The sequence below is a fragment of the Streptomyces sp. GLSS-08 genome (assembly GCF_056387915.1).
The window spans coordinates 81,940-106,520 of the sequence record NZ_JBWJAQ010000010.1; the positions used below are offsets into that span (position 1 = coordinate 81,940).

Below are 24,581 nucleotides of genomic sequence, written 5' to 3' on the forward strand. Positions count from 1 at the left end.
GGGTGGGCGCATCGGGCGTCCAGGCGACGTGGATGAGCGGTTGAGAGGTCTAGTCCTTGCAGAAACCGGGCATGCGGTTTTATTCTTTCGTTGGGCGGCATGAACTTGGCTCGCGACCGTTAGGCCGCCGACCAGGGAAGCCCGGGGACGCCGCCCGTCCGGTGTGCGGCTGCCATGGGAGACCGGGGGCGGGGAATCCGGTCGGGCATGGAGCCAACGACCATGCACAAGTGGCGTGTTACCGCCCTGTTCGCACTCGCTCCTCTCGTCGCCGCGTGCGGAGGGGGCGACGAGGGGGACAACGCCTCACCGGTGAATGCCGCGCGCCCCGCCCTGACCCGCGGTGCGCATCTGGTGATCACCACGGAGAACGGAGTACGCCTGCGGCCCGCCGACGGCGACACGGTCGGCGTCGACCGCCGCATCCGCGGTCACTGGTCCCACCGGGATGACACCTGGGTGCTGGACCTGTCGTGTCCAACCGGCGACGACCGCCACCGGGAGTGCCCCCGGATGCCGGAGATCGACGTCCCGGCGCACACCCCGGTCGGTGTCACCGCCCGCAACGCCGGCATCGACGTGGCCGGCATCTCCGCCGGCCTTGATCTGACGACGGTCAACGGCGATGTGAGCGTGAGCCGTTCCGGCGCACAGGGCGCCGCGGTACGGCTGGCGACCCGCAACGGCTCGGTGCGTGCGCAGACCCTGCGGGCCGGACGGCTGCACGCCGACACGGTGAACGGTGACGTGGTGATCGGCTGCGGCACGTCCCCGTCGAGCGCCACCGCCGTCACCACGAACGGCTCGGTCCGTGTCACGCTGCCGCACGACGCCCCCGCCTACCGGGTATCGGCGACCACGGACAACGGCCGTCCCTCGGTCACGGTCCCGACCGCCGGTGCCGCACACGGCCGCAGCCTGAAGCTCTCCACGGTCAACGGCGACGTCACGGCCGCCCGCGCGTAGGGAGACGGTCGAGACATCTCCGCCTCGCCCCGTCGGGCAAGCGCGCCCTACGCAGGGCCGCCCGGCGGCCGGAGTTCTCCCGGGTCCGCGGACGCCCCGAGTGGCGTTCAGCGGACCGCGCCGCCGTCGGCGGTCACGGCCCAGGGCTCGGGCCCCGTACCGTCGCTCCACGCCCGGAGCGCCTCTCCGTCGAGGCACAGGATCCCGCACTGCCCGGCGTACTCGACCGCGGGCGCGGTGAAGTCGCTGGTGGTCACCACCGCGGCCACATCGGCGCCGTGCACGGTGTAGCAGGTGCCGCCGAAGCGCTGCATGTCCTGGGAGCCGACCCTGTTGGAGTCGCAGTAGCGCTTGCACTGGATGATGACGCGTCGCCCGTCCGGCGCGGTGGCCACCACGTCCGCGCCCAGGTCGCCCGCGCCGCCGACGACTTCGACGTCCGAGCAGCCGTCGCGCTCGCACAGGGCGGCGACCGCCTGCTCGAACTCGTCGGCGTCCAGGGCGTCGTAGTCGACACCTTCGTGTCCGGTGCCGGGAAGGAGCTCGGTCACGGCGGTGGCCTCGGCGCCGAGGGGGAGAGCCGGTTCCCGGTCCACGGGAACGGGCAGGTCGTCGACCGGCGCCGGGGCTCCGGCCGGCATCGGCGGGCCCAGCGGCGCGGTCTCCAGGGTGTGCAGGGCGGCCGCGGTGCCTTCGTCCAGTGCGACAGCCGCCCGGCGCGCGGCCCGCCTCGCGGAGAAACGGCGCCGGCCGCTGCGGAAGACCACCGCGACCGGCAGCCCGACCAGGCCGAGTACGACGGCCAGCACCGGGCGCCGTTCGAGGACGCCGACGGCCACCTTGGCGGTGAACCCCAGGACCCCGATGGCGACGGCGAGCAGACCGAAGGACAACGCCGTGGACCGCAGATCAAAGCCGCGGCGACCGCTCATCGGCGTTATTGGGCGCACGGGTGTGGCCATGGTCGCGTTCCCCTCTCCCGGACAGTACGAAGATCACTTCTGCCGTCTGCCCAAGATCAACGAGTTCAGCGCAGGAGGTCACATCGCTTCTGTCGAGGCCTGCTTGACGAGAGGTCAGACGCAAACGCGGCCTGTCGGGGTGAAGGGCGAAAGGGGTGGTGAGGAGGGCCGGTCCTGCTCGCTGACGGCCGAGAAGGAGAGGCGCGGCCAGCCTGGCTCGCCGACGCCTCGAAGCCCCCGGACGCGGCCCGACCCTCGGTCGGCGGCCCAGGACCGGGCCGCCGACCGAGGGTCAGCCGCTCAGCCCGCCGTCTCGGGGTGCTGACCGGGGCCGCCGAAATTGTGCGGGGACAGCGGAGTGGGGGACAGATCGGTGGGTTCCTCGCCGCGCTCCAGAAGCGTGTCGGCGGCGCCGATGATCAGAGGGTCGGCCGTCCCTATCGCCTCCGCATCCTTGGCCGCGTAGTCGCAGCGCAGCAGGAGATGGCGAATCGCCTCCAGCCTGCCCCGGCGCTTGTCGTTGGTCTTCACCACCGTCCACGGCGCATACGGTGTGTCCGTCGCCCGGAACATGGCGACCTTCGCCTCGGTGTAGGCGTCCCACAGGTCCAGCGAGGCCAGATCGGTGGGGGACAGCTTCCACTGCCGTACGGGATCGACCTGCCGGATCGCGAAACGCGTGCGCTGCTCACCGCGGGAGACCGAGAACCAGAACTTGATCAGCACGATTCCGTCGTCGGTGAGCAGCTTCTCGAAGACCGGGGCCTGGGCGTAGAAGTGCCGGTACTCGGCAGGGGTGCAGAAGCCCATGACGCGCTCGACGCCCGCCCGGTTGTACCAGGACCGGTCGAAGAAGACGATCTCTCCGGGGGCCGGCAGGTGCGGGACGTACCGCTGGAAATACCACTGCCCGGCTTCCCTCTCGGTGGGCTTGTCCAGCGCCACCACACGGGCCCCGCGCGGGTTGAGCCGCTCGGTGAACCGCTTGATGGTGCCGCCCTTGCCCGCCGCGTCCCGCCCCTCGCACACCACCACCACGCGCTGTCTGGTCTCCCGCACCCACTTCTGCAGCTTGAGCAGCTCGATCTGCAGAATGCGCTTCTGCCGTTCGTACGATTTGCGCCCCAGCTTCGAGTCGTACGGGTAGTTCTCACGCCAGGTGTCGAGGGGCTTGCCGTCACCGTCGAGCAGTACGGGCTGCTCGGGGCGCTCCTCGTCCACACGGAGGCCGGCGAGAAGTTCCGCTCCGGCGGGCGTGTCCGCCCGCTTCGCGGCTTCCGAGTGCGGCCTCACCGGATCAACCACGGACTGGGTTCCCTCCTGCTCGCGACATCGATGGCTGCACGCGCCGAAGCCCGGTGCGAGGACCGGACCGCGGCGGAAAGAGGACCTCTACCAGTTCAGAATGGCATGCGGTTGCGCGCCCGGCGTCCCGTGGACCCGCTGCGGCCGACCGCCTTGGAGCTGCTCCGGAACGGCTTGCTCAGCCAGCGGCCGAGTCGGCCCGGAGCCTTGCCCGCGGCCTGCGAACCGGCTCCGAGCGTGCGCTGCGTGCCGCGCTCGGGGTGCCGTGAGAGCCGAGGCACCAGAAAAGCGAGAACGAGCAGAACGACGCACACGGCGACGACGGCGAGGACGACCATGACACACCTCGGTTCTTGGATCGGACGGGGCGACCGCCTGACCCGCACTCCTCCGGCGCGTCGCTGGGGACGGCGGAGTGAGCGCACGACGGCTGCCCCTCTGGGGTCTTCCGCGTGCCCGCTGCCAAGCCCCTCATGCGTGGTCTGGCCGAGTCGGCGTCCGGCCCGGTGGCCCGGTGGTCCACGTGGTGCCGGGGTGGGGCGGGTGCCGCCCGGCCGGGACCTGCGGATGCCCTGGCCTAAGCTGACCGGTGGACCCGTCGGGCAGCCGCCGGTGAGACAGGCGGACGCGACGTGACGATCCGGCCGACTCCCGGGGTGGCGCCCGAGTTCGCGGGTACCCGGCCGCCTGCCGGACCCTTTTCACCAGCCGAAGGGACATGATGAGCCAGAACCGCAACCTCGACGGCGTGCCGGAGGGCAGGGCGATGACGCCGGCGGAGTTCAAGGTCGTGCGCGAGTTCCTCGGCCTGACCGAGGAATGGCTGGCCGAGCACGTGGGGGTCTCGCCCGCCACGGTCGAGGAGTGGGAGCAGGGCATGGAGCACGTGCCCGGTGCCGTCCGGGCGGCCCTCGGGGACCTGGAGCGCCTGACCGGGGAGTTCGTCGGCAAGGCGGTGGCGGGCCTCGCCGACCTCCCCGAACCCGGCATCGTCACCTACCGGAACGATCTCGAATACCGGGCCGCGCACCCGGAGTCCGAGTATCCGGCCGCCTGGCACCGGGCGGTCGTCGCACGGGTCGCCCAGGAGGTCCCGGGACTGTCCATCGCGTACGCGACCGACGTGGTGTCGGACGACGTGAAGGTCTCCGCGCGGTAGCGGCGTCCCCTCTGCCGGCGGACGCGAGCCGCCCGCTCGCACCGTGGGCGGGCGGCTCGCGTGGTGTCCAGCGAGCAGACGGGGCAGAACGCACCGGCGTGCGGCCGGAAGGCCCGCTCGGGCCACGTACCGGAGCGGGCCGACCCCGGCGGAACCGGATGCCGCCCCCACGGCGACGGCGACCCGCACCGTGGCGGGAGAGAATCACGGCATGAAGACGACCGCACGGGCGCTCAACCGTGCCACGCTCGCCCGGCAACTGCTCCTGCGGCGCGAACCGTTGGACGTCCTGGACGCGGTGCGACGTGTGGTCGCCCTGCAGGCCCAGCAGCCCGCCTCTCCGTACGTGGCGCTCTGGAACCGGCTGAGCGACTTCGACCCGGCCGCCCTCGACACGGCCCTGGCCGGCCTGCGCACGGTCAAGTCGACGCTGATGCGGCTCACCCTGCACGTGGTCCACGTCGACGACTACGTGGCCTTCCGCGAAGCCATGGAGCCGACGCTGCGCGGATCCAGACTCGGGGACGCCCGCTTCACCGCGTCCGGGCTCACCGCCGACGACGCCGGCCCACTCGTCGAGGACCTGCTGGAGTACGCCGACCGGCCGCGTACGGCAGCCGAGTTGGCGAGCCGGCTCGCGGAGCGGCGGGGGGCACCGATGGAGTCGGGGGCCCAGCGGATGCTGCGGCAGTACGCGCCGCTGTGGCACGTGCCCACCGGCGGGCCCTGGTCGTTCGGCACCAGAGCGTCGTACGTCGCGGCGGACAGCCGCCCGGTGCCGGCGGACCCCGACGCGGCGGCCGAGGGTCTGTGCGTCCTGATCCGTCGCTACCTGGAGGGCTTCGGACCGGCGTCCGTGGCCGACATGGCGCAGTTCGCGCTGGTCCAGCGCTCCCGGGTCAGGGCGGCGGTGCAGTCCCTCGCCGACGAACTGGAGGTACTGCAGGGCCCCGACGGCACGGCCATGTACGACCTCCCCGGCGCGCCCCGGCCCGCCGAGGAAACCGCCGCCCCGCCCCGGCTGATGGCGATGTGGGACAGCGTCCTGCTGGCCTACGCCGACCGCAGCCGCGTGGTCCCGCCCGCCTACCGCAAGCACGTGACGCGTGTGAACGGCGACGTGCTGCCCACGCTGCTGGTCGACGGTCACGTCACCGGCGTCTGGCGCGCGGTCGACGGCGGCATCGAGGCCGCCGCCTTCCACCGCCTCCCGGACGACGTCTGGGAAGCGCTGGCCGCTGAGGCCGCGGCGCTCACCGCCTTCCTCGCCACCCGGGAGCCCGCGGTCTACAGACGCTACGACCACTGGTGGGTCAAGGGGCTGCCCGCCGCGGAGACGAGGATCCTCCCAACTGCCGTGTGAGCGCGATGAGATGCTGTGCCAGACTACGGTGATCGAAAACACTTGATCCTCTTGCGCGCCGGAGCCCGCCATGACGACCGACACACCCCACCCCCCGCGGATAGACACCAGCAGGGCTCATCCCGCACGGGTCTATGACTGGCTCCTCGGCGGCAAGGACAACTACCCCGTCGACGAGGCCGTCGGTGAGAAGCTGCCGCCCCAGGCGCGGGACGCGGCGCGGCAGAACCGTCAGTTCATGCACCGGGCCGCGGCCTGGCTCGCCGGGGAGGGCATCGACCAGTTCCTCGACATCGGCACGGGCATCCCCACCGAGCCCAATCTGCACCAGATCGTCCAGCGGATGGTGCCGTCCGCGAAGGTCGTCTACACCGACAACGACCCGATCGTGCTGCGGCACGCGGAGGCGCTGCTGATCAGCCACCGTGAGGGCGCCACGGACTACATCCAGGCGGACGTGCGGGAACCCGCGGCGATCCTCGAACGGGCGCGGGCCGTCCTGGACTTCGACCGTCCCGTCGCCCTGTCCCTCATCGCCCTGATGCACTTCGTCCCCGACGAACAGGACGCCCACGGCATCGTCCGCAACCTGGTCACCACCCTGCCGTCCGGCAGCTACCTGGTGCTCTCGCACGCCGCCTCCGATCTCCATCCCGAGCTGGCGGCACAGGTCACCGCCGAATACGCGACGGCCGGCATCCAGCTCGGCTTCCGCACCCGCCCGGAGGTGGCCCGCTTCTTCGACGGCCTGGAACTCGTCGAACCGGGCCTGGTCACGGCCCCGGAATGGTTCCGCACGACTCCGGCGCCCGAGCCCGAGGGCAGTGGCATCTACGCGGGAGTGGCACGCGTCCCCTGACGGAGGTGCCCCGCGACCGAGGCGCTCTCCCCGCGAGGCCGCTCCCACGCCCCAAACTCCCTGCTGCGTAAGCCACTTGCTCGGCTTGCGACGCCAGGCGCGGGGTATGCGGGAAGCCTCGAGGCAGAAGGGGACGCACCGTGGAGAAGCTCAACACCTTCCTGGCCGAGCACCTCTGGCTGCAGGTCGTCCTGTCGATCCTCGCCGCCGGTGGCCTGATCATGCTGATCAGTCCCGGCGAGTCACTGGTCGCGGTACTGGGGCGCCTAGCCGTCACCTCGGTCGGCGCGGTGATCGTGCTGAGCGTCGTACGGCGCAAGGAGAAGCGTGCCGCGGGCGGTTCGGCGACCGGTCTCGTGTCCCTGGACCAGAAGCTGCGCCGCAGCGAGGTACCGGCGGATCCGGCGGAGCGACAGGCCATGCGGGAGCTCGTCGCGCAGCGACTGCACCGCACCCGTCACCGCGTCGCCGCCACCGTCTTCCTGGTTGTGATGTCCGCCTCCCTCCTGGTCGCGACGGCCATGACGGCGGGGCCGCGACAGACGATCGGCTTCTCCCTGGTCGCCGTGGTCGGTCTGGGCTGGATGATCTACGCGGGGAACCGGCAGAACCGTCGGCTGCGGCACATGCGTGACGTCCTGGGCGCCTCGCCCGCCGCGGCGAACGCGGGAGCCGGGTCACCGGACCGCCGCTGAGCGGACAAACCCTCTCGCTCCGGCAGCCGGCCGCATGGTGGTGGCGTTCGGTGGCGCTGCCCCGGAAATAGCCGGCGCGGCACGCGACGGGAAGAGGATCATGCGTCCATGCCTTACTCCGGACCCCCCTCGTCGAGCGTGCGGGTGCCCGCGCCGATCACCGCACTCTCCCGGGGGCGCCCGATCCTGCCGGTGTGGCAGAACGAGCTGGGCGGCCTGACCTTCCGGATCGGCGACGGGCCGGACGGCCTGTTCGCCAAATGGGCTCCGGCGCACTCCCGGCTCGACCTGGCTGCGGAGGCCGTACGGCTGCGCTGGGCCGGTGACTTCACGCCGGTCCCGCGGGTGCGGGAGCAGGGGTCCGACGGCGGGGGATCCTGGCTCGTCACCCACGGGCTGCCCGGTGACAGTGCCGTGAGTGAGCGGTGGAGGGCGGACCCCGGCAGGGCGGTCCGTGCCATGGGGGCGGGCCTGCGGGCCCTGCACGAGCGGCTGCCGGTCGCGGAGTGCCCCTTCAGCTGGTCGGTCGACCGGCGTCTGGCACGTGCCCGCGCGGCAGGCGTCCGGGTGCCCGCGGACCTGCCCGAACCTCCGCCGGTCGACCGTCTCGTGGTCTGCCACGGCGACCCCTGCGCACCGAACACGCTGCTGCACGACGACGGCTCCTGGGCCGCGCACGTCGACATGGGCGCGCTCGGCGTCGCGGACAGGTGGGCCGACCTGGCCGTGGCGACGTGGAACACCCGGCACAACTACGGCCCCGGCCGGGAGGACGACCTCCTCGACGCCTACGGCATCGCCCCGGACCCGCGGCGCACCGCCTTCTACCGACGGTTGTGGAGCGTGACCTGAGAGCCGGCGGCGTACCGGGCCGCCGCCCGTCGTGCGCGTCGAGCCGGCGCCGGGGACGTCAGGCCGGGACGTGCCGACTCCCGTGACGCCTGCTGATGTTCCGTTCGAGAAGCTCCGTGGACGCCTTGACGCTCGCACCGCCGGGCGGGGGCTCCGGCAGCCGTCCGTCCGCGTCCCTGAGACGCGTCAGGGCGGTGTCGACGGCGTCGTGCGCGGCGAACAGGCAGGGCGTGCTGTAGATCGCCACGTCGACTCCCAGCTCCGTCAGCTCGGACAGCGACAGCCGGGGCGATCTGCCACCGGCGATCTGGTTGAACAGCAGCGGCACCCCGCCGGTCACCTCGCGGATCCGGCGGACGGACTCGACGGTACGCACGCCGTCGACGAGCACGACGTCCGCCCCGCTCTTCGCCAGAGCGACCGCGCGGCGCTCGATCTCCGCGTCCTCCGTGGCGTCGGTGCGCGCCACCACCACCATCTCGGTACGGCTGTCGAGCACCATGCGGAGCTTCTCCAGGTATTCCTCCAGCGGCAGGATCTGTTTGCCGTCCGCGTGGCCGCAGCGGCGGGGCCGCTTCTGGTCCTCGAGGATCACCCCCGACGCCCCGGCACGTTCCAGACGCTGGACGACGTGGCAGGCCACCTCGGGGTCGGCGTAGCCGTCGTCGATGTCCACCAGCAGATGGTGCCGGGGGAACGCGAGGCGCAGCCGTTCCGTGAACGCCACGATGTCGGGCCAGGCGATGAACCCGATGTCGGGCAGCCCGTAGTGGGACGCAGCGAAGCCGAAGCCCGAGACGAACAGACCGTCGTAGTGGCGCGCCGCGAGGGAAGCCGAGTACATGTCGTAGATCCCGATCAGCGGTGTCGTCTCCGCGCCGGCGATGGCCTCGCGCAGTCCGAGCCCGTGGCTCATTGACCCTCCGGGGGCAGGCGGCGGCGCACCGCCGCGGTGGTGAAGTGCGCGGTGATCTTCGCAGTGCCGCACATACCGGCGCGAATCGGTGTCACTCGGCCGGACGCGGTACTTTCGGACACCCGCTCGGATCCGATGGCCGGTTTCCTCACCGGCCCCCGGCGCCCCACCCGCGTCGTGCCGTCCCAGGTGGATTCATCCCATCGGGTTGTTCCGGCGGCCACGGGGCCGATCGGAGCATGGGCGGCTGCACGCTGGGGAGAAATCGACCGCCGCAAGGCCACGTTCCTCCCTCACGACAAGGAGTCGGCCTGTGTCCGATGTCGTCTTCACGGCCGACTTCAGTTCGCGCCGTCAGTGGGTTGCCGGGCGTTCATGGGCCTATCCGGGGGGAGGCCCGGTCAACCGGTCGGACGACAAACTCGACTACCTGGTGTCCGACCCCGCCTACTCCCGCGGCGGGATCTTCCGTGCCACCCGTCGGCGGGACGGCCTGTGGAGCACGGGCCTGCTGACCACCGAGGGGAGCGAGGACGGCTTCGTCGTCCGCGCGGGGGACGTCCTGGAGACGCGGGTGCGCCTGCCGAGGGAGATGGGTGCCTGGCCCGCCGTCTGGACCTGGCGGGACGGAGACCAGGAGATCGACGTGTTCGAGTACCACCCCGACCACCCGGACCTGCTGGAACTGTCCAACCACGTCCGCGGCGGGCACCTCTACCACCAGAACGAAGCCGTCCGCCCCGGCGGGCCCGTCGACCTGCGCGTCGAGTTCGGTGCCCGCTCCGTGGTCTGGTGGGTGAACGGCGTACGCACCTTCGCCGACGGACGCGGTGTGGGGGAGGACTGGTTCGCCCATCTGATCGTCAACCTGTCGGTGTGCGGCGGGCGTTACCACCCGCCCCCGGACCCGGGCGTCAAGGAGATGTCGTACGCCGTGGAGCACTTGACCGTGCGTCGCCCGCTGCGCGCCGCCGCGCCGGAGGAGTGCCCTTGACCGTGCGCCGTCCGCCGCGCGCAGACGTGGCGGAGGGCTGAACGGGCGGGGGGCGCACCGCCCGGCGACGCCGCCCGGGTCGGCGCCGCGGACGTGTGCCCCTCGCCTCCGCTCAGGGCGACCAGGGCGCCTCGACGGCCCACGTGGTGTCCTCGGCGAACGAGGCGGGGTTGTCCCAGGCGTGGGTGCCGCCCGGCGTGGCGAGCCACAACTCGGCGTTGTAGTGCCGCAGATACTGCTCGGGGAAGTTCGACGCGGACAGCCGTACGGCGCCGCCCGCGCCCCGTACGGCGCAGAAGGTCGCGTCCGCCCTGAACACGTCCCCGCTGCCCGCCTCCTTGTAGACGCGGAAGTCGCGGTGGCGCAGGTACTGGCCGGGGTAGTTGCGTGACTCGAAGGAGTAGCACGCGCTGTCGGCGAGGCCCGGCACGATCTTCCAGGTGGCGTCGTTCCTGAGCAGGGCGCTGCCGGTGGCGTCGACCACGTCGGTGTACGCGGCGCCGTCCCGGTGCCGCAGATAGCGGTTCGTGTAGCCGGGTGTGGTGACCCGCAGGGACCTGTACTGGTTCGCGGGCAGGGCGACGGGGGTCACCGGCGTGCGGGAGGCGTCGATGAGCGCGCGGTTGGCGGCCCGGACGCGGGCCGTGTCCACCTTGACGACCTGCCGGTCATAGGTGAGCAGGCCGTTCGCCTCGTTCTCCACGTCGGTGATCTCCGTGTAGACGGAGGCGGAGAGTCCGGCCGGCATCCGCACCTCGCGCAGGGCGTCGAGGAGTCCGACCAGGCGGTTGTCGAGGTGGGCGGGGTCCGGCTGGTCCTCGTAGCTGAAGCCGCCGCCCGGATACCACTCGTGACCCGGCACCTCGTGGCCCAGGCCGCCGTACTCGCCGAGGACGGCGGCGCGGGTGGTGCCGGGCACTGTGGTGCCGGGGCCGACGTAGACATGGTGGTCGAGGACGTCGCCGTTGCCGCCGTCGACCGCGCCGCAGCAGTTGACGCCGCTCATGTTGTCCACCAGCCGCGAGGGGTCGTACGCCTTGACGTGGTCGGCGATGCGAGCCTGGTCGTACTGCCCCCAGCCCTCGTTCTGGGCGACCCACATCACCAGGGAGGGTGAGCTGCGGTGCTGGTCGATGATGCGGTCGTACTCGGTCTCCCACTGCGTCCGGGCGGCGCCGTCCGGGGTGCGGGTGTCCATCGAGGGCATGTCCTGCCACACCAGCAGCCCCAGCTTGTCCGCCCAGTAGAACCAGCGCTGGGGTTCGACCTTGATGTGCTTGCGCACCATGTTGAAGCCGAGGTCCTTGTGCTTCTGCAGGTCGTACCGGAGGGCGTCGTCGGTCGGCGCGGTGTAGATGCCGTCCGGCCAGTACCCCTGGTCGAGGGTGCCGGTCTGGAAGAGGAACGTGCCGTTGAGGACGGGGCGCGGGACGCCGCCGGCCTTCGCGATGCCGATCGAGCGCATGCCCGTGTAGCTGCCCACGGAGTCGACCGTCGTCGTACCGGCGACCAGGTCCGCCCGCACGTCGTAGAGGAACGGGTCATCGGGCGTCCACAGGTGCGGGCCGGGTACCGGTACCGAGAACGTGCTGCCGACCGGGCCGGTCGCGCTGCCCACCGTGGTCGAGCCCGAGGAGACGGTCACCCGCGCGTTCTGGCCCAGGACGCCGTCACCTCTCACGGTGACCCTGAGTGTGTTGTTCGCGAGGTCGGGCACCAGGTCGAGCCGCGTGATGTGGGCCGCGGCCGTGGGCTCCAGCCACACCGTCTGCCAGATGCCGGAGGCGGCGGTGTAGAAGATCCCGCCACCGGGGTGCGGGGCCACGTCGTTGATGCGCTGCTTGCCGATCGCCTGGCCGCCCGCCTGGGTGGGGTCCCAGACCGAGACGACGACGGTGTTGGTGCCGCCGTTGAGCAGGTCGGTGATGTCGTACGAGAAGGAGTCGTACCCCCCGCTGTGGGCGCCCCCGGCCTGCCTGTCGTTGACCCAGACCGTCGTACGCCAGTCGCTGGCACCGAAGTTGAGCTGGACGCGGCGGCCGTTCCAGCCCGCGGGGACCGTGAAGCTGCGCTGGTACCAGAGCTTGTCGTTCTGGGTGATCCTGCGCTGGATGCCGGAGAGTGCGGACTCGGCGACGAACGGCACCCGGATCCGGTCGGGGAACGACGCGGGCCGGCCCGCGTCCGCCGGGGTGACGGCGAAGTCCCAGACGCCGTTCAGGTTGGCCCAGTCGGGGCGGGTGAGCTGAGGGCGCGGGTACTCCGGCAGCGGCTTGTCGACGGGGACCTGGTTCGTCCACGGGGTGGTCATCGGAGACGGTTTGGGGGTCCATGCGGCGGGAGCGGCCTGGGCGGCGCCCGTGGCCGTCAGGGCGGCCGCGCACACCAGCGTGAGGGGGGCGAGCACGGAGGTGACCCGCCTCGCTCGCCGTCTGAGCCACAGGGTCGCGGGGCGTGGAGGGGCGGTGCTGCGCATCGTGACTCCTTGGGTTCGGAAAGGGGCGCAAGGACGTGCACGTACGTCGAGCGGCTGGGGTTGCGGCTCACCGCCCGGCCTGTACAACGTTGGAAAGGGCGGCCATTGGCATGACAGCACGGCCCCGACCCGCTGTACAGGTGCATGACAATGGCATTTCCGGAGATTCGCCCCGTCGCCCCGCGAGATCACCCCGTGCACCCACTGTTGCGACGGAGCAACCGAACGTACACTGCCAGATCGCAGACGTGCGGGCGCAGTTGACCGGGGGGAGCCGACATGTCAGGTGATCAGTACGGGACGACGCACGGATTCGTGGTCCCTCCGATGCCGTCCGCCCCACCGCCCGCACCCGCAGATCCCCTGCGGGCCGTGGCGGTGGCGCTGCTCAACTGCAGCGGCCTGGGGCTCGGCTACGTGCTCGTGCGCCGCAGGCTCCTCGCGGCGGTGTGCTGGGCCGCGACCGCCATCCTGCTGTTCGTCGCGCTGCCGGCCGACCCGGACGGCGTCTCCGGCGCAGCTCTCACCGCCTACGTGGTGTTCCTCGTGCTCGCGGCCGTCCACGGCGGGATCGTAGGGCTGCGCACCCGGCTGGCGTGGCCGCCCCGGGCTCCCCTCGCGATCGGGCTCGGCCTGCTGCTTCTCGCCGTCCCGGCCGGCGGAGTCGTGCTGTACGACGGTGCGCGTGACGAAGCCACCGAGCAGATGCTCCTCGACCGGCTGGAGCGGGCCGACCGCCTCGTCCGGGCCGCCGAGGGCAAACCGTTCACCGGGGCCGAGTCCGACTTCCGTGACGCGTGGCGCGTCTACACCGACCTGCGGGACGACCACCCCGGCTCCCGGGCGGCCGATCGCGTGCCGGGCAGCATGAGGACCTACTACACGACGGTCGGCGCCCCCTACGAGGACAAGAAGTACTGCGACGCGATCCCGTCCCTCACCTACCTGCGCACGCTGTCCCGGTCCACGGACAAGGAGGTTCTCGGGTCGCTGGCCACCTGGCCCGACGACCGCCTGGCCACCTCTCTGTACGAGTGCGGATCGGACGGCCTGACCGAGGGCGACGCCGCCTGGCCGACCCGCTTCGGTGAACTCCTCACCGCGTTCCCACAGTCGGAGCAGGCGGCGAAGGTCGAACCGGCCGTCGGCTCCGCGGTCGACAGGGCGGTCAAGGACGTGCGCGGCGACGAACCCTGCGCCGCCGTCAACCGGTTGAAGGCGCTCAGTTCCCAAGTCGCGGGTCTGAAGGGGGAGGAGGCCGGCGCCGCCCAGGCGCTCGCCAAGGATGTCGGCCGGGCGGACAGAAGCGCCGAATCGGGTGCGTACGACTGCGGAGTGGACCAGTACGAGGACGGTGACTTCGCGGAAGCGGTCACCACCATGAACGACTTCGCCGACGACAACAAGGGGCACAAGAACCGGGCGCGCGCCCAGAAGATCGCCATAGCGGCGGAGATCGCCCAGACGATTCCCGCGGCGGGCAAGCGCCTGCCGACGACGGCTTCCGGCGGCAGCATCTCCGTCACGCTCAAGAACGACAGCCCCGACGAGATCACCGTCCTGTTCACCGGACCGGTGACGGGCAGCGTCACGCTCAAGGGCTGCGGCAGCTGCACCGCCTACTCCACGTCGAGCACGCTCGCACTGGGATTCAAGCCCTGCAGCGACAGCGGCAAGAAGTACCCGCAGCGCACGATCAGCCTGCCCGTCGGCACGACGTACTTCCTGCACAAGCCGAAGTCCGGCACGTCCGGTACGACCCCCGCCTCGGACACGGCCAAGCTGTCGTCCGGCTACGTCTACACCGAGTGCGCCTACACGACGAAGGGCTTCGGTCTGGGCACCTGAGGGCCGGCGCGGGGCCGGCCTACCCGCGCACGTCGCGGGCGGGAGGCACCTCGGTGGCGGGATCGCCGGCGGGCACGCCGGTGTCCTCGAGCGGTGTGCCGGGCGTTTTTGCGGACGCGGCCGGCAGGCGGAGCGACGCGGCGGTGTCCCTGAGCCGTTCGAAGGTCTTCGTCAGCCCGCGGAGCGGGGAACCCTCGGGTCTGCGGGGCCTTCCGACGGCGGGCGCGCCGCCGGGCGCGTCCTGGACGGCGGCCAGTGCCTCATGGGCGAGTTCCGCGGCTTCCCGGTACAGGTCGCGGGACTTGGTCATGGCGTCGAGCGCTTCGGCGTACGTGGCCACGAGGGCGCGGGCGTGGGCCAGCTCCTCCTCCACGGTCATCAGGTGCCACTGTTCGCGCAGGTCGGACACCGCGGCCGAGGCGTCGGCGAGCAGGGGTCCGGGCAGCGCGGCGAAGCGTGTCACCTTGTCGATGAGCTCGGTGGGCCGCGACCCGTCCAGGAAGACGCTCCGCACGGTGAAGTCGTCGTCCTCGTAGCCGGGCCTCGGCGGTGTCCCGGGCAGGACGACGGCGCCGCCGCGCGGAACCCGTACGCCCAGGTCGTAGAGCGCCCAGTTGACGATCTGGTACTGGTCGGGTGCGGCACGGTGCTCCACGACGCGGTGCCGCAGGCTGGGCGGCAGCAGCCGTGCCAGCGGCCGGTGACCGCGCTCGTCGGTGGTCATCGCCTCGTGGACGACGACGTGGATGCTCCAGGTGTGGCGCGCGGCAGTGGTGAGCAGGCGTCGCAGCGCCTTGTCCTCGGCCGGCAGCGGATTGATGTCCCGGAACCGCGGTCCCGGGACGACGTCGTGGTCCCAGGGCACATCGGCGTCCTCCGGCCAGAACATGGTGGCGGGTGACGGCATGTGCAGGTCCCAGGGCTGCTCCGCCTCGGCCACGAGCGACCAGGTGTGCTCGTCGCCGCTGCCGTCGACGGCGTCGACCGTCAGCCGGGCGCGCACGGTGACGCCGTCGAGGACCTGCCAGCGCGCCTCGAAGACGCGGCGGTCCGCGCCGTCACCGGTGGCGTCGAGTTCCAGGTGGTCCTGGATCACCTGGTTGCTCTTCTGCTCGCGCAGACGCCGTCGGACGACCTCGTCCGCGCCGGGGCCGACGTAGCGCCCGCGTGCCAACCACACGGTGTCGGGGACCGAGGCGCGGACGGTGGGGGACTTAGCCATGAATCACTCTGCAGGTGGGGGACGGCGGGCGTCTCCCAGTATGGGCCGTGCCGACCGCGGAGCCGGGGGAGGGGTGCGTGGTCCTTCGCCTCGTGTCGTGCGCGGATTCGTCCGCCGGCCGGTGGGCGCCTGCCGGCCGGGGCGGTGCCTCGGCGGCTTACGGGCGCGGAATCTCCCTGACGCGGCCCGGCGAGCCGGCCGTCCGTGACCCCGGCGGGGATCACGGGGGCCGGCCGCCGTACCGCGCGGTGTGGTTCCTACGCGCCGCTGGCGTCGAGCATCCCGTCCCGCTCGACGATCTTCACGCGCTCGCGGCCCTGGGGTTCGCCGAGCGCCTTCTCCGCGGCGTCCAGCCGGTACCAGCCGTCCCAGGTGGTGTAGCGGACGTTGCGCTCGGCGAGGAACGCCTCGACCGCTTCCGGTGCCGGGGAGACGGGGGTGAGCAGGCGGCCGTTCGCGTGGTCGTCGAGCAGGCTGGCGACGGTCTCGTTGGCGTCGCCCTTGGTGTGCCCGATGAGTCCGATGGGCCCCCGGCGGATCCATCCGGTGACGTAGGTGGACCGGAGGTGCTCGCCGGTGGCCTCGATGACCCGGCCGCCCCGGTCCGGGACGGTGCCGGACGCGAGGTCCCAGGGGAGCTTGGGCAACTGGTCGGACAGGTAGCCGACGGCGCGGTAGACGGCGGTGACGTCCCAGTCCTTGTGGACTCCGGTGCCCTTGACGTTGCCGGTGCCGTCGAGTTCGGTGCGCTCGGTGCGCAGCCCGGTGACGCGGCCGTCCTCGCCGAGGATCTCGGTGGGCGACTCGAAGAAGTGCAGGAACAGCTTGTGCGGCCGGTCGCCGACGTCGCGGATCGCCCAGTTCTCCAGGGTCTTGGCGACCATGTCGGCCTGCTTGTTGCCGCGCCGGGTGGCGATCGAGCCGTCGTCGTAGTCGATGTCCTCGGGGTCGACGATGACCTCGATGGTGGGGGAGTGGTCCAGTTCCCGCAGCTCCATGGGGCTGAACTTGGCCTGTGCCGGGCCGCGGCGCCCGAAGACGTGGATCTCGCGGGCCGGGTTGGCCTTCAGACCGTCGTAGACGTTCGGCGGGATCTCGGTCGGCAGGAGTTCGTCCGCCGTCTTGGCCAGGATGCGGGCGACGTCGAGTGCGACGTTCCCGACGCCGAGGACGGCGACCTTCTCCGCGTTCAGGGGCCAGCTGCGGGGGACGTCCGGGTGCCCGTCGTACCAGGAGACGAAGTCGGCCGCGCCGTACGAGCCGTCGAGGTCGATTCCCGGGATGTCGAGCGCCCGGTCCGCCGTCGCGCCCGTGGAGAAGACGACGGCGTCGTAGAAGGCGCGCAGGTCGTCGAGGTCGATGTCCCGCGGATAGTCGACATTGCCGAAGAGACGTATCTGCGGCTTGTCGAGCACCTGGTGCAGGGCGGTGATGATGCCCTTGATCCGCGGGTGGTCGGGCGCCACGCCGTAGCGGATCAGGCCGAAGGGGGCCGGCATCCGCTCGAAGAGGTCGATGGAAACCCCGGGGTCGCCGGCCGCTTCCGATTTCAGCAACGCATCGGCGGCGTAGATACCGGCGGGACCGGCTCCGACGATGGCTACCCGCAGGGGGCGCGGCATGATCAGGTTCCCTTCGAGCGACGACAGGCTGGCTCGTCGGGAAGCCTAAATTAAGGCAATCCTAACTTGGTACGCGGGTCCGGTTGATGACGTCATAAAGCCGCCTTATGAGTGCGGCCCCGGGGTCCGGTCGGCCTCCAGTTCCCGCTTCAGATTGCGCAATGTCCGGTCGATGTTGCCGACCTGGAAGGCGGCGAAGGTCTTTCCGCCGGTCGCGCCGAAGTCGAAGGCGTTGGCAAGGAGGGTCGGCCAGGAGCGCCGGTCGTCGGTCCAGGACTCGGTCACCCGCGTGGCGTCCCCCTGCTCGGTGAACCGGTACTCCCAGGTGGCGATCGGTGCGCGCAGCCAGGGGCGCTTGAGTCCGATCGCGTGGACGCGGAAGGCGAAGCGGCGGCCGGGGGCCGCCGCGATCACGGTGCAGCGGGTCGTCCACCGGAACAGGCCGCGCTTGTTGTGGCCCTCGAAGACCAGGCCGACCTGCGCCGGTTCGTCCGGCCCCGGCACGGTCGCGCCGAGGTTCTCGGGGCTCCACCGCCCCATCCGGGCCGGGCGGGCGATCTCCTCGTACACCGACGACGGTGACGCCTTCACGAGGATGCTGCGCGTCACGGTGAGTGTGCGGGGCATGCGGGAGTCCTTTCCTCGCCGCTCAACCTACTCGCCAGTAGGGGCGGTGTCATGAGTCGCGCGAGTTCCCGCCGCCTGTACGTGGTTGACGCAAGGAATAGTTACCGTGCCGTAACTTACTGACCAGTTACCCCCGGTAAGGGGTCGGTGCTAGCTTCCGCTCACCTGCATCGGAGCAGAGCGAGGAGTAACCGTGAGCCGCATGAGCACCCGGTCGCGTCCCATCGTCAGCGAAGCCGGCGACCAGCCGGCCCCGCACCGGACGGCCGCGGCCGTCCGCAGGCAAAGACCCCACCGCACACGGCTGTTGGCCGTCATGGTGGCCGCGACGGCCTGTCTGGGCATGCCGGCCCTGCCGGCCTCCGCCGCCACCGGGACGGAGCCCGTCGTCTCCCGCGGGGTGACCATCCCCGCCTTCTACGACCCGCCCGCCCAGCTGCCCGCCGCCAACGGCACCCTCATCCGCCAGGAGCCCCTTCCCCTGGGGCTGAGCCTCCCCGGCCTGGACGGCCGCCCGTTGCCCGGCACGGCGACCAGGCTGATGTACAAGTCCACCGACTCGAACGGGCAGCCCGTCGCGGTGACCGGCGCCTACATCGAACCGTCGGCCGCCTGGAAGGGCGACGGACCCCGCCCGCTGGTGGCGCTCGCCTCGGGCACCATGGGGCAGGGCGACCAGTGCGCGCCCTCGATGGCACTGCAGTATCCGCTGACCCTGCGGGGCGAGACCGTCTCGATCGCCTACGAGGACCTGGCGATCTACAGGCTCCTGTCCACCGGCGCGGCGGTGGTCGTCACCGATTACGTCGGCCTCGGCGCGACCGACCGACTCCACACCTACGTCAACCGCCTCGACCAGGGCCACGCACTCCTGGACGCGGCCCGCGCGGCCCACACCGTGCCCGGCGCCTCGATCACGCCCGACTCACGCGTCGGCCTGTACGGCTACAGCCAGGGCGGCGGGGCCAGTGCCGCGGCCGCCGAACTGCAGTCCCTCTACGCCCCCGACGTGAAGATCGCCGGCACCTACGCCGGCGCCCCGCCCGCCGACCTGACCGCGGTCATGAAGGGCATCGACGGCAGCGCCCTGGCCGGCGCGCTCGGCTGGTCCATCAACGGCTTCGCCCAGTCGGACCCCGACCTGCGGGCCGTCGTCGAGGCCAACATCAACGCCACCGGCAGGGCCGCGCTCAAGGACATGTCGACCATGTGCGTCGGCGACGCGATCTTCGGCTACGGCTTCGCCAAGAGCACCAAGTGGACCACCGGCGGCACGTCCATCGCCGACGTCATCGCGGCCGAGCCCAAGGCGCGGGCCGCCCTCGACAAGCAGCGCATCGGCACCCTCCGGCCCACCGGTCCGGTGCGGGTGGCGACCGGCACCCAGGACGACATCGTCCCGCACGCACAGGCGCGCCAACTGGCCGTGGACTGGTGCCGCAAGGGCGGCAACGTCACCTACGAGGCCGTCGACCTGCCGAACCTCGGCGACAAGCTGATCACCAATCACCTGGTTCCCCTCATCACCGACCAGGGCGACGCGGTGTCGTGGCTGACCGACCGCCTCTCCGGCAAGCCGGCCACGTCCAACTGCTGGTCGATGCCTCTCCAGCACTGACCCGCCCCGGCACACCCGCCGCGCCCACCACGCTCCCGCGCGGTGGGCGCGGCCGTTTCACGCCGTCGGGCAGCAGCGTGCGACGACGGTGTCGAACTCCCCGATCACCGTGCGGCTCAACTGGACCGTCGGGTCACGCGGCGGCGTGGAAGAGCGCCGCCGCCTCACCGCGCGAACCGACGCCCAGCTTCGTCAGGATGTTGGCGACGTGGAACTTCACCGTGGACTCACTGATGTGCAGCTCCTGCGCGATCACCCGGTTGCGGTGCCCGAGCGCCAGCCTCCTCAGCACCTCCAGCTCCCGCTCGCCCAGCGAGGTCAGCGGGTGCGCCACCGGGTCCTGCGGCGCACGCAGCGGGATGGTCGCCGTGACCGTCGTACCCCAGCCCGGCACGGCGTCGACGTCGAGGCGTCCGTCCAGCACGTCGAGGCGGTCCACGACCCGGCCGGGTCCGAGGGTGCAGTGCGACAGGGTGCCGGGCCCGTCGTCCCGTACGGTCGCGCGCAGTTCGTCCTCGGTGACGTGCCAGCCGACGTGGACCCGCTGCACCGCGTCCTGCTCCAGCACCTTCATGAGCACCGCCCGCACGACCGCCCTCGCGGTGTGGGCCACGTCGGCCGCCAGTGGCTTCGTGGCCTGCGGCGCGCCCAGTTCCAGGCGGACCGGGCCGTAGCGCACGAGCGGCCGCAGGGAGTCCGCGAGCCGCGCGAACGCCTGGTCGGCGGGCTCCTCGGCCATCTCCCGGTCCCGTTCGGCCCGCGCCCTCAGCTCCACCATGCCCGTGACGGCCAGCTCGGTGGCGGCGGCGCGGGCGGCCGCGTCGCCGAGGGTGCGGCTGCGCAGCACGGCCAGCAGCCCGGTGAGCTCCGCGGCGTGCGCCTCGCCCAGTTCGGCGATCACCTGCGCACGTGTCCCGGCGGCGGTACGGGAGCGGGCCAGTGCGCCCGGCACGGCCTCCGCCGCCAGCCGGTCGAAGTGGCTGGTCACCACGTCCCACAGCGCCTGGACGACCGCGAGGACATCCGCGTCGAGCACGGTGTCGTCCTCCCGCACCAGCAGCAGGACCGCGCCCCGCGGCGTCGCGTCGCTGCGCACCGCGAGCACCGGGTGCTCCGCGCCTGCGAGCGGGAGCACGCCCTGCCAGGGACGGCCTGCGACACCGGTGTCGAGCAGCGGCACCAGGTCGGCGGCGGTGAGCCGGGCGACGACGGCCTCGTCGCCGTGTGCCTTGAAGGGCGAGTGCGCGCAGTGGGTGGACAGCTCGGCGGCCGCGCGGTGCGGGACCGGCTCGGCGAGGACCGAGGACAGCTGCGGCAGGATCTCGCCGAGGGGCCGGCGGATCACGTCGTAGGCGGCGGTCAGGGCTGGCACGGAGCCGGTCAGTTCCATGCGCTCCAGCGTAGTGAGCCGACCGGTGGAACCACCTGTCCTTTCGGACAGGTGGAACTGTCCCGAAGACCGGCCGCTGCCGTCCGCCCCGCCGCTGAGGCTTGAGCCAGCCGGCCAGCCAGCCGGCCGGGCCGTCGAGGCCTGGGCCACCAGCCACGGCCTCGGCACACGACGGCCTCGGCACACGACTACGGGAGTGACAGATGAAGGCGATCAGCTATGACGAGTTCGGCGGCCCGGACGTTCTGAAGTTCGGCGAGGTGGACCGGCCGGTGCCGGGCCCGGGTGAGGTGCTGGTCCGTGTGGTGACGGTCGGCGTCAACCCACTGGACCACAAGCGCCGTCACGGATGGGTGGAGGAGTTCTACCCGACGACCTTCCCGGCCGTGCCGGGCCTCGAGTTCGCCGGTGTCGTGGCGGAACCCGGCGAAGGCGTCACCGAGTTCGCGGCAGGTGACGAGGTGTTCGGATGGACGAGGACGGGCGCGTACGCCGAGTACGCCGTCGCCGGTGACATCGTCCACAAGCCGGCCGGACTCTCCTTCGAGGCGGCGGCTGCCCTGCCCGTGGCCGGCGAGACCGCGCGGCGCGTCCTCGGGCAACTCGGCCTGAAGTCGGGCGAGACGCTGCTGCTGCACGGCGCGGCGGGCGCGGTCGGGCAGGTCGCCGTCCAGCTGGCGGTGACGCTCGGCGCGACGGTGATCGGTACGGCGTCCCCGGCCAACCACGACTTCCTGCGTGCGCTGGGCGCCGTCCCCGTCGCCTACGGGGAGGGCCTCGCCGGCCGGGTGAGGTCGGCCGCTCCGTCCGGTGTCGACGCGGTCTTCGACGCCGCCGGACATGACACGCTGCCCGTCTCGATCGAACTGCGGGGCGGCACGACGGACCGGATCGTCACGATCGCGGCGACGGACGCGGCCGAGTACGGCGTCCCGTTCTCCGGCGGCGGCACTCCGTCGGAGGTGGTGCGCGGGTGGCTGACGGAGCACGGCCGCCTCGCCGTCGAGGGCCGGCTGACCGTCCCGGTCGCGGAGACGTTCCCGCTGGCCGACGCGGCGAAGGCGCAGGAGCTGAGCGAGACGGGACACGTGCGCGGCAAGCTGGTCCTCCAGGTGTGACAGGCCCTCGGGACGGCCGTCCGGGGCAACCCGGTTCGACGGAGCGGCCGTTCACGGCCGACGCGCGCGTGGGCGGGGGCCGGGGCGTGGGCGTGGGCGTGGGCGTGGGCGTGGGCGTGGGGTATCATCGATCTTGAGCGCGTCGCCGAACCACCGGCACCGCGCCTCGCGTTGGTGGTCCAAGGAAAGACGCCCCGCTTCCTGCGGGGAGATGCAGGTGCAAGGCCTGCCCGGCGCTCCACACAGCCCCACCCCGGTCGCCCGGGGTGGGGTTTTCCCGTTGCCAGCGGCATCCTCGGACCCGGCCTCGATGTCCGGGACGCCTGGGGCGGCCTGACCGGAGCGCCGCGCGGCGATGTCAGTGGGGTCCGGCATGATCCGGGTGACACGTCGTCGGGCCGGGCAGGGAGTCAACAGGATGTCGATCAGCAATCAGCAGGTGCTTGACCACGCGTTCCTGCGGGCGCTGTACGAGGACGACTACTACCCCGACCACGTGCTGGACCGGGGCACGGCGATCCTGCTGAGGCTGTGCGGACGCATCGAGGAGGAACGCCCGGCGGACCTCGCCGCCCTGTACGCGCTGACCGAAGCGGCCACGGAGGAGTTCAACGCCCTGGAGGCCGAGTTCGACGCGGCCGGCAGCGAGATCGAGACCGTGGCCCGAGAGGAGATAGCCGAGGAGTTCGCCTTCATCGCCGACACGTACGGGTTCGCCGACGCGGACGCGGAGGAGCTGATCGCGGCCCGTGAATGGTGAGGCGGCCCGGTCCTGAACGCCCGTCTCGGGCAAGGCCGTTCGATCACAGGTCGACGAGCGTGCCCCATCCCTCCGCGCGGGCGACAGCATGCGCGACGTGTGCCGCCGCGACGTCCAGGGCGGCGTGACCGGTGGACTTGAAGACGGTCAGTTCGGTCCCGCTGCGCCGACCGGGGTGGTCTCCGGACAGCACGGAACCGAGCAGGGTGACCGTCCGCCCGGGAGGCAGGCTCTGCAACTCGTGGGCTCCCGCCGGGACTCCGGCCGTGGCGGCACCCGCCCACTCCGCGAAGAGAGTCGCGTCGTGCACGGTGGCCGCGTCCAGTTCCGGCCCGTGCGAGCCGCCCACCGAGCTGATGTGGGTGCCGGGAGCGATCCAGGCCCGCTCGATCACGGGCCGGGCGGCCCCGGTGCAGCAGAAGACCGTGCCGGCCTCGCGGACCGCCGCCTCGATGCTCCGCGCGGTCCGTGCGGCCGGGTGCGCTGCCGCGGCGCGTCCGGCGCGCTCGGCGTCACGGCCCGCCACCACCACGGGGGTCGCCGGATCGAGTGCGGCGAGCAGCTCTATCTGGGCGCGGGCCTGCGCGCCGGTCCCGATGACGGCGACGGTCCCGGCGCGGGGAGCCGCCAGGGCGCGGGCGCTGTGGGTGGCCGACGCGGCGGTCCGGACGGCGGTGAGGGACTCGGCGTCCATCAGGGCCAGCGGGCTGCCGTCCTCGGCGTCGAACAGCGCCACGACCCCCCGGTGTGAACTGCGTCCGGGCCGGGTCGGGTCGGCGAACACGGAGACGAGCTTGGCCGCGAGCCCCAGTCCTGGCACGTGTCCGGGCATCGCGCCCAGCAGCCCGCCCGGGGCGCGGGCGGCGATCCGCGGCGGTGCGTGGGCCTCGTTGGCACTGACGGCCATGAGTGCCGTCGCCACGGCGTCCATCACCCGGCGGGGATCGAGGGCGGCGCGTGTCAGCGCCCGGTCGAGGACGAGGACCCCGCTCACGCCGAACCGTCCGCGGGAACGCCGGGACCGGCCAGGAGACGCTGCAAGTCGTCCGCGGCCGAACGGAGTTGTCCGCGCAGCACGGCCAGGCGGGCCTCGTCGAACTCCGTAACCAGGCCGACGACGGTCAGGGCGCAGGCGGGTGCTCCCGGGGTGGGGACGACGGCGCGGCTGAGGGAGGCGACGGGCTGTTCGTTGCGGCCGTGCTCGACGGCGAATCCGCTCCGCTCGGTGCGCTCGATGTCGGCCAGCAGCCCGCCGGGCCCGGTCAGGGGATGTCCTGCCGCCTCGGCCAGGCGGAGGTAGGGGGCGCGGGCGCCCGGAGCGAGCGCGGCGACCAGCGCGAGGGGGCCGGCGAACCGGTGAACGGGCAGGGCCTCGTCCATGAGCCGCGTGATCATGGCGAGCCGTTCGGGGCGTACGACGTCGATCACTCTGGCCCGGTCGGCCTCCAGTACCTGCAGGTTGACCATCATCCCCGTGCTGTCGGACAGCGCCGCGAGGACGGGTCGGGCGAGAGCCGTCAGCGAGTTCCGCGCTGCGGAGGACGACAGGCCCAGCACCGCGGTGCCGGGCAGGTAGCGGTCACCGGCACGCAGCACCCAGCCCCGGCGTACGAGGTCGAGCAGGACACGGTAGGCGGTCGCGCGATGCAGGCCGGCCGCGTCGGCCAGGTCCGTGAGGCGAAGGGGGTGGGGTGAGCGGGCCACGGCCTCGACCAGATCGAGCGCCTTGTCCACGGCCGAGCTGCGTGCTTCGGGCAAGTCGGACCACTCCTTGTGGTGTCGAGAGCGGCCAGCGTACGGTGCACCTGTTTCCAGTGACGATACATCTG

At 72.1% G+C, this 24,581-nt stretch carries 22 protein-coding genes; 11 read left to right on the forward strand and 11 right to left on the reverse strand.

The features are described from left to right. Nucleotides 1-222: 222 nt before the first annotated feature. Nucleotides 223-966 (forward strand): DUF4097 family beta strand repeat-containing protein, encoded by a 744-nt coding sequence (locus tag AC0ZLC_RS19340; protein ID WP_476753215.1) that lies wholly within the window; start codon nucleotides 223-225, stop codon nucleotides 964-966. A gap of 107 nt (nucleotides 967-1,073) precedes the next feature. Here AC0ZLC_RS19340 and AC0ZLC_RS19345 read toward each other — a convergent pair whose 3' ends face one another. The 3 genes from AC0ZLC_RS19345 to AC0ZLC_RS19355 form a co-directional block, all read right to left on the reverse strand. Beyond that, entirely contained in the window at nucleotides 1,074-1,928 is an 855-nt protein-coding gene (locus AC0ZLC_RS19345) for a restriction endonuclease (protein ID WP_476753216.1), read from the reverse strand. Nucleotides 1,929-2,228: 300 nt separating this feature from the next. Next, nucleotides 2,229-3,221 carry a polyphosphate kinase 2 gene (ppk2, locus tag AC0ZLC_RS19350; protein ID WP_476753391.1) on the reverse strand — a complete coding sequence of 331 codons (993 nt, stop codon included), beginning with the start codon at nucleotides 3,219-3,221 and terminating at the stop codon, nucleotides 2,229-2,231. Nucleotides 3,222-3,328: 107 nt separating this feature from the next. Next, a complete protein-coding gene (locus AC0ZLC_RS19355) occupies nucleotides 3,329-3,571 on the reverse strand; it encodes a DUF6411 family protein (RefSeq protein ID WP_476753217.1) in 243 nt (80 codons plus the stop codon). A 380-nt stretch (nucleotides 3,572-3,951) separates the two neighbouring features. Between AC0ZLC_RS19355 and AC0ZLC_RS19360 the strand changes: the two genes are divergently transcribed. The 5 genes from AC0ZLC_RS19360 to AC0ZLC_RS19380 all read left to right on the forward strand — a co-directional run bounded on the left by AC0ZLC_RS19360 (nucleotide 3,952) and on the right by AC0ZLC_RS19380 (nucleotide 8,161). Beyond that, nucleotides 3,952-4,392, forward strand: a complete 441-nt coding sequence (locus AC0ZLC_RS19360) for a helix-turn-helix domain-containing protein (protein ID WP_476753218.1) — start codon at nucleotides 3,952-3,954, stop codon at nucleotides 4,390-4,392. A 211-nt stretch (nucleotides 4,393-4,603) separates the two neighbouring features. Beyond that, nucleotides 4,604-5,755: a winged helix DNA-binding domain-containing protein gene (locus AC0ZLC_RS19365; protein WP_476753219.1), complete on the forward strand. Its 1,152-nt coding sequence runs from the start codon at nucleotides 4,604-4,606 to the stop codon at nucleotides 5,753-5,755. 70 nt (nucleotides 5,756-5,825) lie between these two features. Next, nucleotides 5,826-6,614 carry an SAM-dependent methyltransferase gene (locus tag AC0ZLC_RS19370; protein ID WP_476753220.1) on the forward strand — a complete coding sequence of 263 codons (789 nt, stop codon included), beginning with the start codon at nucleotides 5,826-5,828 and terminating at the stop codon, nucleotides 6,612-6,614. Between the two features lie 140 nt (nucleotides 6,615-6,754). Then, nucleotides 6,755-7,309: a hypothetical protein gene (locus AC0ZLC_RS19375; RefSeq protein WP_476753221.1), complete on the forward strand. Its 555-nt coding sequence runs from the start codon at nucleotides 6,755-6,757 to the stop codon at nucleotides 7,307-7,309. A 108-nt stretch (nucleotides 7,310-7,417) separates the two neighbouring features. Beyond that, the gene (locus AC0ZLC_RS19380; RefSeq protein ID WP_476753222.1) at nucleotides 7,418-8,161 is read left to right on the forward strand and encodes a phosphotransferase; all 744 of its coding nucleotides are present in this window, start codon (nucleotides 7,418-7,420) and stop codon (nucleotides 8,159-8,161) included. Nucleotides 8,162-8,219: 58 nt separating this feature from the next. On the opposite strand, the gene AC0ZLC_RS19385 is transcribed toward AC0ZLC_RS19380, so the two are convergent. Then, entirely contained in the window at nucleotides 8,220-9,077 is an 858-nt protein-coding gene (locus AC0ZLC_RS19385) for an isocitrate lyase/PEP mutase family protein (protein WP_476753223.1), read from the reverse strand. A gap of 313 nt (nucleotides 9,078-9,390) precedes the next feature. Here AC0ZLC_RS19385 and AC0ZLC_RS19390 point away from each other — a divergent pair, with 313 nt between their 5' ends. Further along, complete coding sequence (locus AC0ZLC_RS19390; RefSeq protein WP_476753224.1) at nucleotides 9,391-10,071, forward strand: LamG domain-containing protein; 681 nt, start codon at nucleotides 9,391-9,393, stop codon at nucleotides 10,069-10,071. A gap of 112 nt (nucleotides 10,072-10,183) precedes the next feature. Here the strand turns inward: AC0ZLC_RS19390 and AC0ZLC_RS19395 are convergent, their stop codons facing one another. Next, nucleotides 10,184-12,547 carry an AbfB domain-containing protein gene (locus tag AC0ZLC_RS19395; protein WP_476753225.1) on the reverse strand — a complete coding sequence of 788 codons (2,364 nt, stop codon included), beginning with the start codon at nucleotides 12,545-12,547 and terminating at the stop codon, nucleotides 10,184-10,186. Between the two features lie 279 nt (nucleotides 12,548-12,826). Here AC0ZLC_RS19395 and AC0ZLC_RS19400 point away from each other — a divergent pair, with 279 nt between their 5' ends. Continuing rightward, nucleotides 12,827-14,395 carry a hypothetical protein gene (locus AC0ZLC_RS19400; protein ID WP_476753226.1) on the forward strand — a complete coding sequence of 523 codons (1,569 nt, stop codon included), beginning with the start codon at nucleotides 12,827-12,829 and terminating at the stop codon, nucleotides 14,393-14,395. Between the two features lie 19 nt (nucleotides 14,396-14,414). Here AC0ZLC_RS19400 and AC0ZLC_RS19405 read toward each other — a convergent pair whose 3' ends face one another. From AC0ZLC_RS19405 to AC0ZLC_RS19415, 3 genes are all read right to left on the reverse strand, one after another. Then, nucleotides 14,415-15,617 carry a hypothetical protein gene (locus AC0ZLC_RS19405; RefSeq protein ID WP_476753227.1) on the reverse strand — a complete coding sequence of 401 codons (1,203 nt, stop codon included), beginning with the start codon at nucleotides 15,615-15,617 and terminating at the stop codon, nucleotides 14,415-14,417. 257 nt (nucleotides 15,618-15,874) lie between these two features. After that, nucleotides 15,875-17,239 (reverse strand): FAD-dependent oxidoreductase, encoded by a 1,365-nt coding sequence (locus AC0ZLC_RS19410; RefSeq protein WP_476753228.1) that lies wholly within the window; start codon nucleotides 17,237-17,239, stop codon nucleotides 15,875-15,877. Nucleotides 17,240-17,344: 105 nt separating this feature from the next. Continuing rightward, nucleotides 17,345-17,866 carry an SRPBCC family protein gene (locus AC0ZLC_RS19415; RefSeq protein WP_476753229.1) on the reverse strand — a complete coding sequence of 174 codons (522 nt, stop codon included), beginning with the start codon at nucleotides 17,864-17,866 and terminating at the stop codon, nucleotides 17,345-17,347. Between the two features lie 202 nt (nucleotides 17,867-18,068). On the opposite strand from AC0ZLC_RS19415, the gene AC0ZLC_RS19420 reads away from it, so the two are divergent. Continuing rightward, entirely contained in the window at nucleotides 18,069-19,484 is a 1,416-nt protein-coding gene (locus tag AC0ZLC_RS19420; protein ID WP_476753392.1) for a lipase family protein, read from the forward strand. Between the two features lie 133 nt (nucleotides 19,485-19,617). Here AC0ZLC_RS19420 and AC0ZLC_RS19425 read toward each other — a convergent pair whose 3' ends face one another. After that, on the reverse strand, nucleotides 19,618-20,874 hold the full coding sequence (locus tag AC0ZLC_RS19425) for a LuxR C-terminal-related transcriptional regulator (protein ID WP_476753230.1): 1,257 nt from the start codon (nucleotides 20,872-20,874) through the stop codon (nucleotides 19,618-19,620). A gap of 203 nt (nucleotides 20,875-21,077) precedes the next feature. On the opposite strand from AC0ZLC_RS19425, the gene AC0ZLC_RS19430 reads away from it, so the two are divergent. Both AC0ZLC_RS19430 and AC0ZLC_RS19435 read left to right on the forward strand, forming a co-directional pair. After that, nucleotides 21,078-21,992, forward strand: a complete 915-nt coding sequence (locus tag AC0ZLC_RS19430) for an NADP-dependent oxidoreductase (protein ID WP_476753231.1) — start codon at nucleotides 21,078-21,080, stop codon at nucleotides 21,990-21,992. A 418-nt stretch (nucleotides 21,993-22,410) separates the two neighbouring features. Further along, a complete protein-coding gene (locus tag AC0ZLC_RS19435) occupies nucleotides 22,411-22,752 on the forward strand; it encodes a DUF5713 family protein (protein ID WP_476753232.1) in 342 nt (113 codons plus the stop codon). Between the two features lie 43 nt (nucleotides 22,753-22,795). Here the strand turns inward: AC0ZLC_RS19435 and AC0ZLC_RS19440 are convergent, their stop codons facing one another. Then, nucleotides 22,796-23,746 carry an ornithine cyclodeaminase family protein gene (locus tag AC0ZLC_RS19440; protein WP_476753233.1) on the reverse strand — a complete coding sequence of 317 codons (951 nt, stop codon included), beginning with the start codon at nucleotides 23,744-23,746 and terminating at the stop codon, nucleotides 22,796-22,798. Further along, nucleotides 23,743-24,510 (reverse strand): IclR family transcriptional regulator, encoded by a 768-nt coding sequence (locus AC0ZLC_RS19445; protein WP_476753234.1) that lies wholly within the window; start codon nucleotides 24,508-24,510, stop codon nucleotides 23,743-23,745. The genes AC0ZLC_RS19440 and AC0ZLC_RS19445 overlap by 4 nt, the downstream gene beginning before the upstream one ends. Between the last annotated feature and the right edge of the window lie 71 nt (nucleotides 24,511-24,581).

Coding starts and splice junctions, on each gene's coding strand:
- AC0ZLC_RS19430 (WP_476753231.1), top strand. CDS start 21,078: ATGAAGGCGATCAGCTATGACGAGTTCGGCGGCCCGGACGTTCTGAAG.
- AC0ZLC_RS19355 (WP_476753217.1), bottom strand. CDS start 3,571: ATGGTCGTCCTCGCCGTCGTCGCCGTGTGCGTCGTTCTGCTCGTTCTC.
- AC0ZLC_RS19400 (WP_476753226.1), top strand. CDS start 12,827: ATGTCAGGTGATCAGTACGGGACGACGCACGGATTCGTGGTCCCTCCG.
- AC0ZLC_RS19420 (WP_476753392.1), top strand. CDS start 18,069: ATGAGCACCCGGTCGCGTCCCATCGTCAGCGAAGCCGGCGACCAGCCG.
- AC0ZLC_RS19380 (WP_476753222.1), top strand. CDS start 7,418: ATGCCTTACTCCGGACCCCCCTCGTCGAGCGTGCGGGTGCCCGCGCCG.
- AC0ZLC_RS19395 (WP_476753225.1), bottom strand. CDS start 12,547: ATGCGCAGCACCGCCCCTCCACGCCCCGCGACCCTGTGGCTCAGACGG.
- AC0ZLC_RS19370 (WP_476753220.1), top strand. CDS start 5,826: ATGACGACCGACACACCCCACCCCCCGCGGATAGACACCAGCAGGGCT.
- AC0ZLC_RS19385 (WP_476753223.1), bottom strand. CDS start 9,077: ATGAGCCACGGGCTCGGACTGCGCGAGGCCATCGCCGGCGCGGAGACG.
- AC0ZLC_RS19425 (WP_476753230.1), bottom strand. CDS start 20,874: ATGGAACTGACCGGCTCCGTGCCAGCCCTGACCGCCGCCTACGACGTG.
- AC0ZLC_RS19435 (WP_476753232.1), top strand. CDS start 22,411: ATGTCGATCAGCAATCAGCAGGTGCTTGACCACGCGTTCCTGCGGGCG.
- AC0ZLC_RS19410 (WP_476753228.1), bottom strand. CDS start 17,239: ATGCCGCGCCCCCTGCGGGTAGCCATCGTCGGAGCCGGTCCCGCCGGT.
- AC0ZLC_RS19345 (WP_476753216.1), bottom strand. CDS start 1,928: ATGGCCACACCCGTGCGCCCAATAACGCCGATGAGCGGTCGCCGCGGC.
- AC0ZLC_RS19415 (WP_476753229.1), bottom strand. CDS start 17,866: ATGCCCCGCACACTCACCGTGACGCGCAGCATCCTCGTGAAGGCGTCA.
- AC0ZLC_RS19360 (WP_476753218.1), top strand. CDS start 3,952: ATGATGAGCCAGAACCGCAACCTCGACGGCGTGCCGGAGGGCAGGGCG.
- AC0ZLC_RS19340 (WP_476753215.1), top strand. CDS start 223: ATGCACAAGTGGCGTGTTACCGCCCTGTTCGCACTCGCTCCTCTCGTC.
- AC0ZLC_RS19365 (WP_476753219.1), top strand. CDS start 4,604: ATGAAGACGACCGCACGGGCGCTCAACCGTGCCACGCTCGCCCGGCAA.
- AC0ZLC_RS19405 (WP_476753227.1), bottom strand. CDS start 15,617: ATGGCTAAGTCCCCCACCGTCCGCGCCTCGGTCCCCGACACCGTGTGG.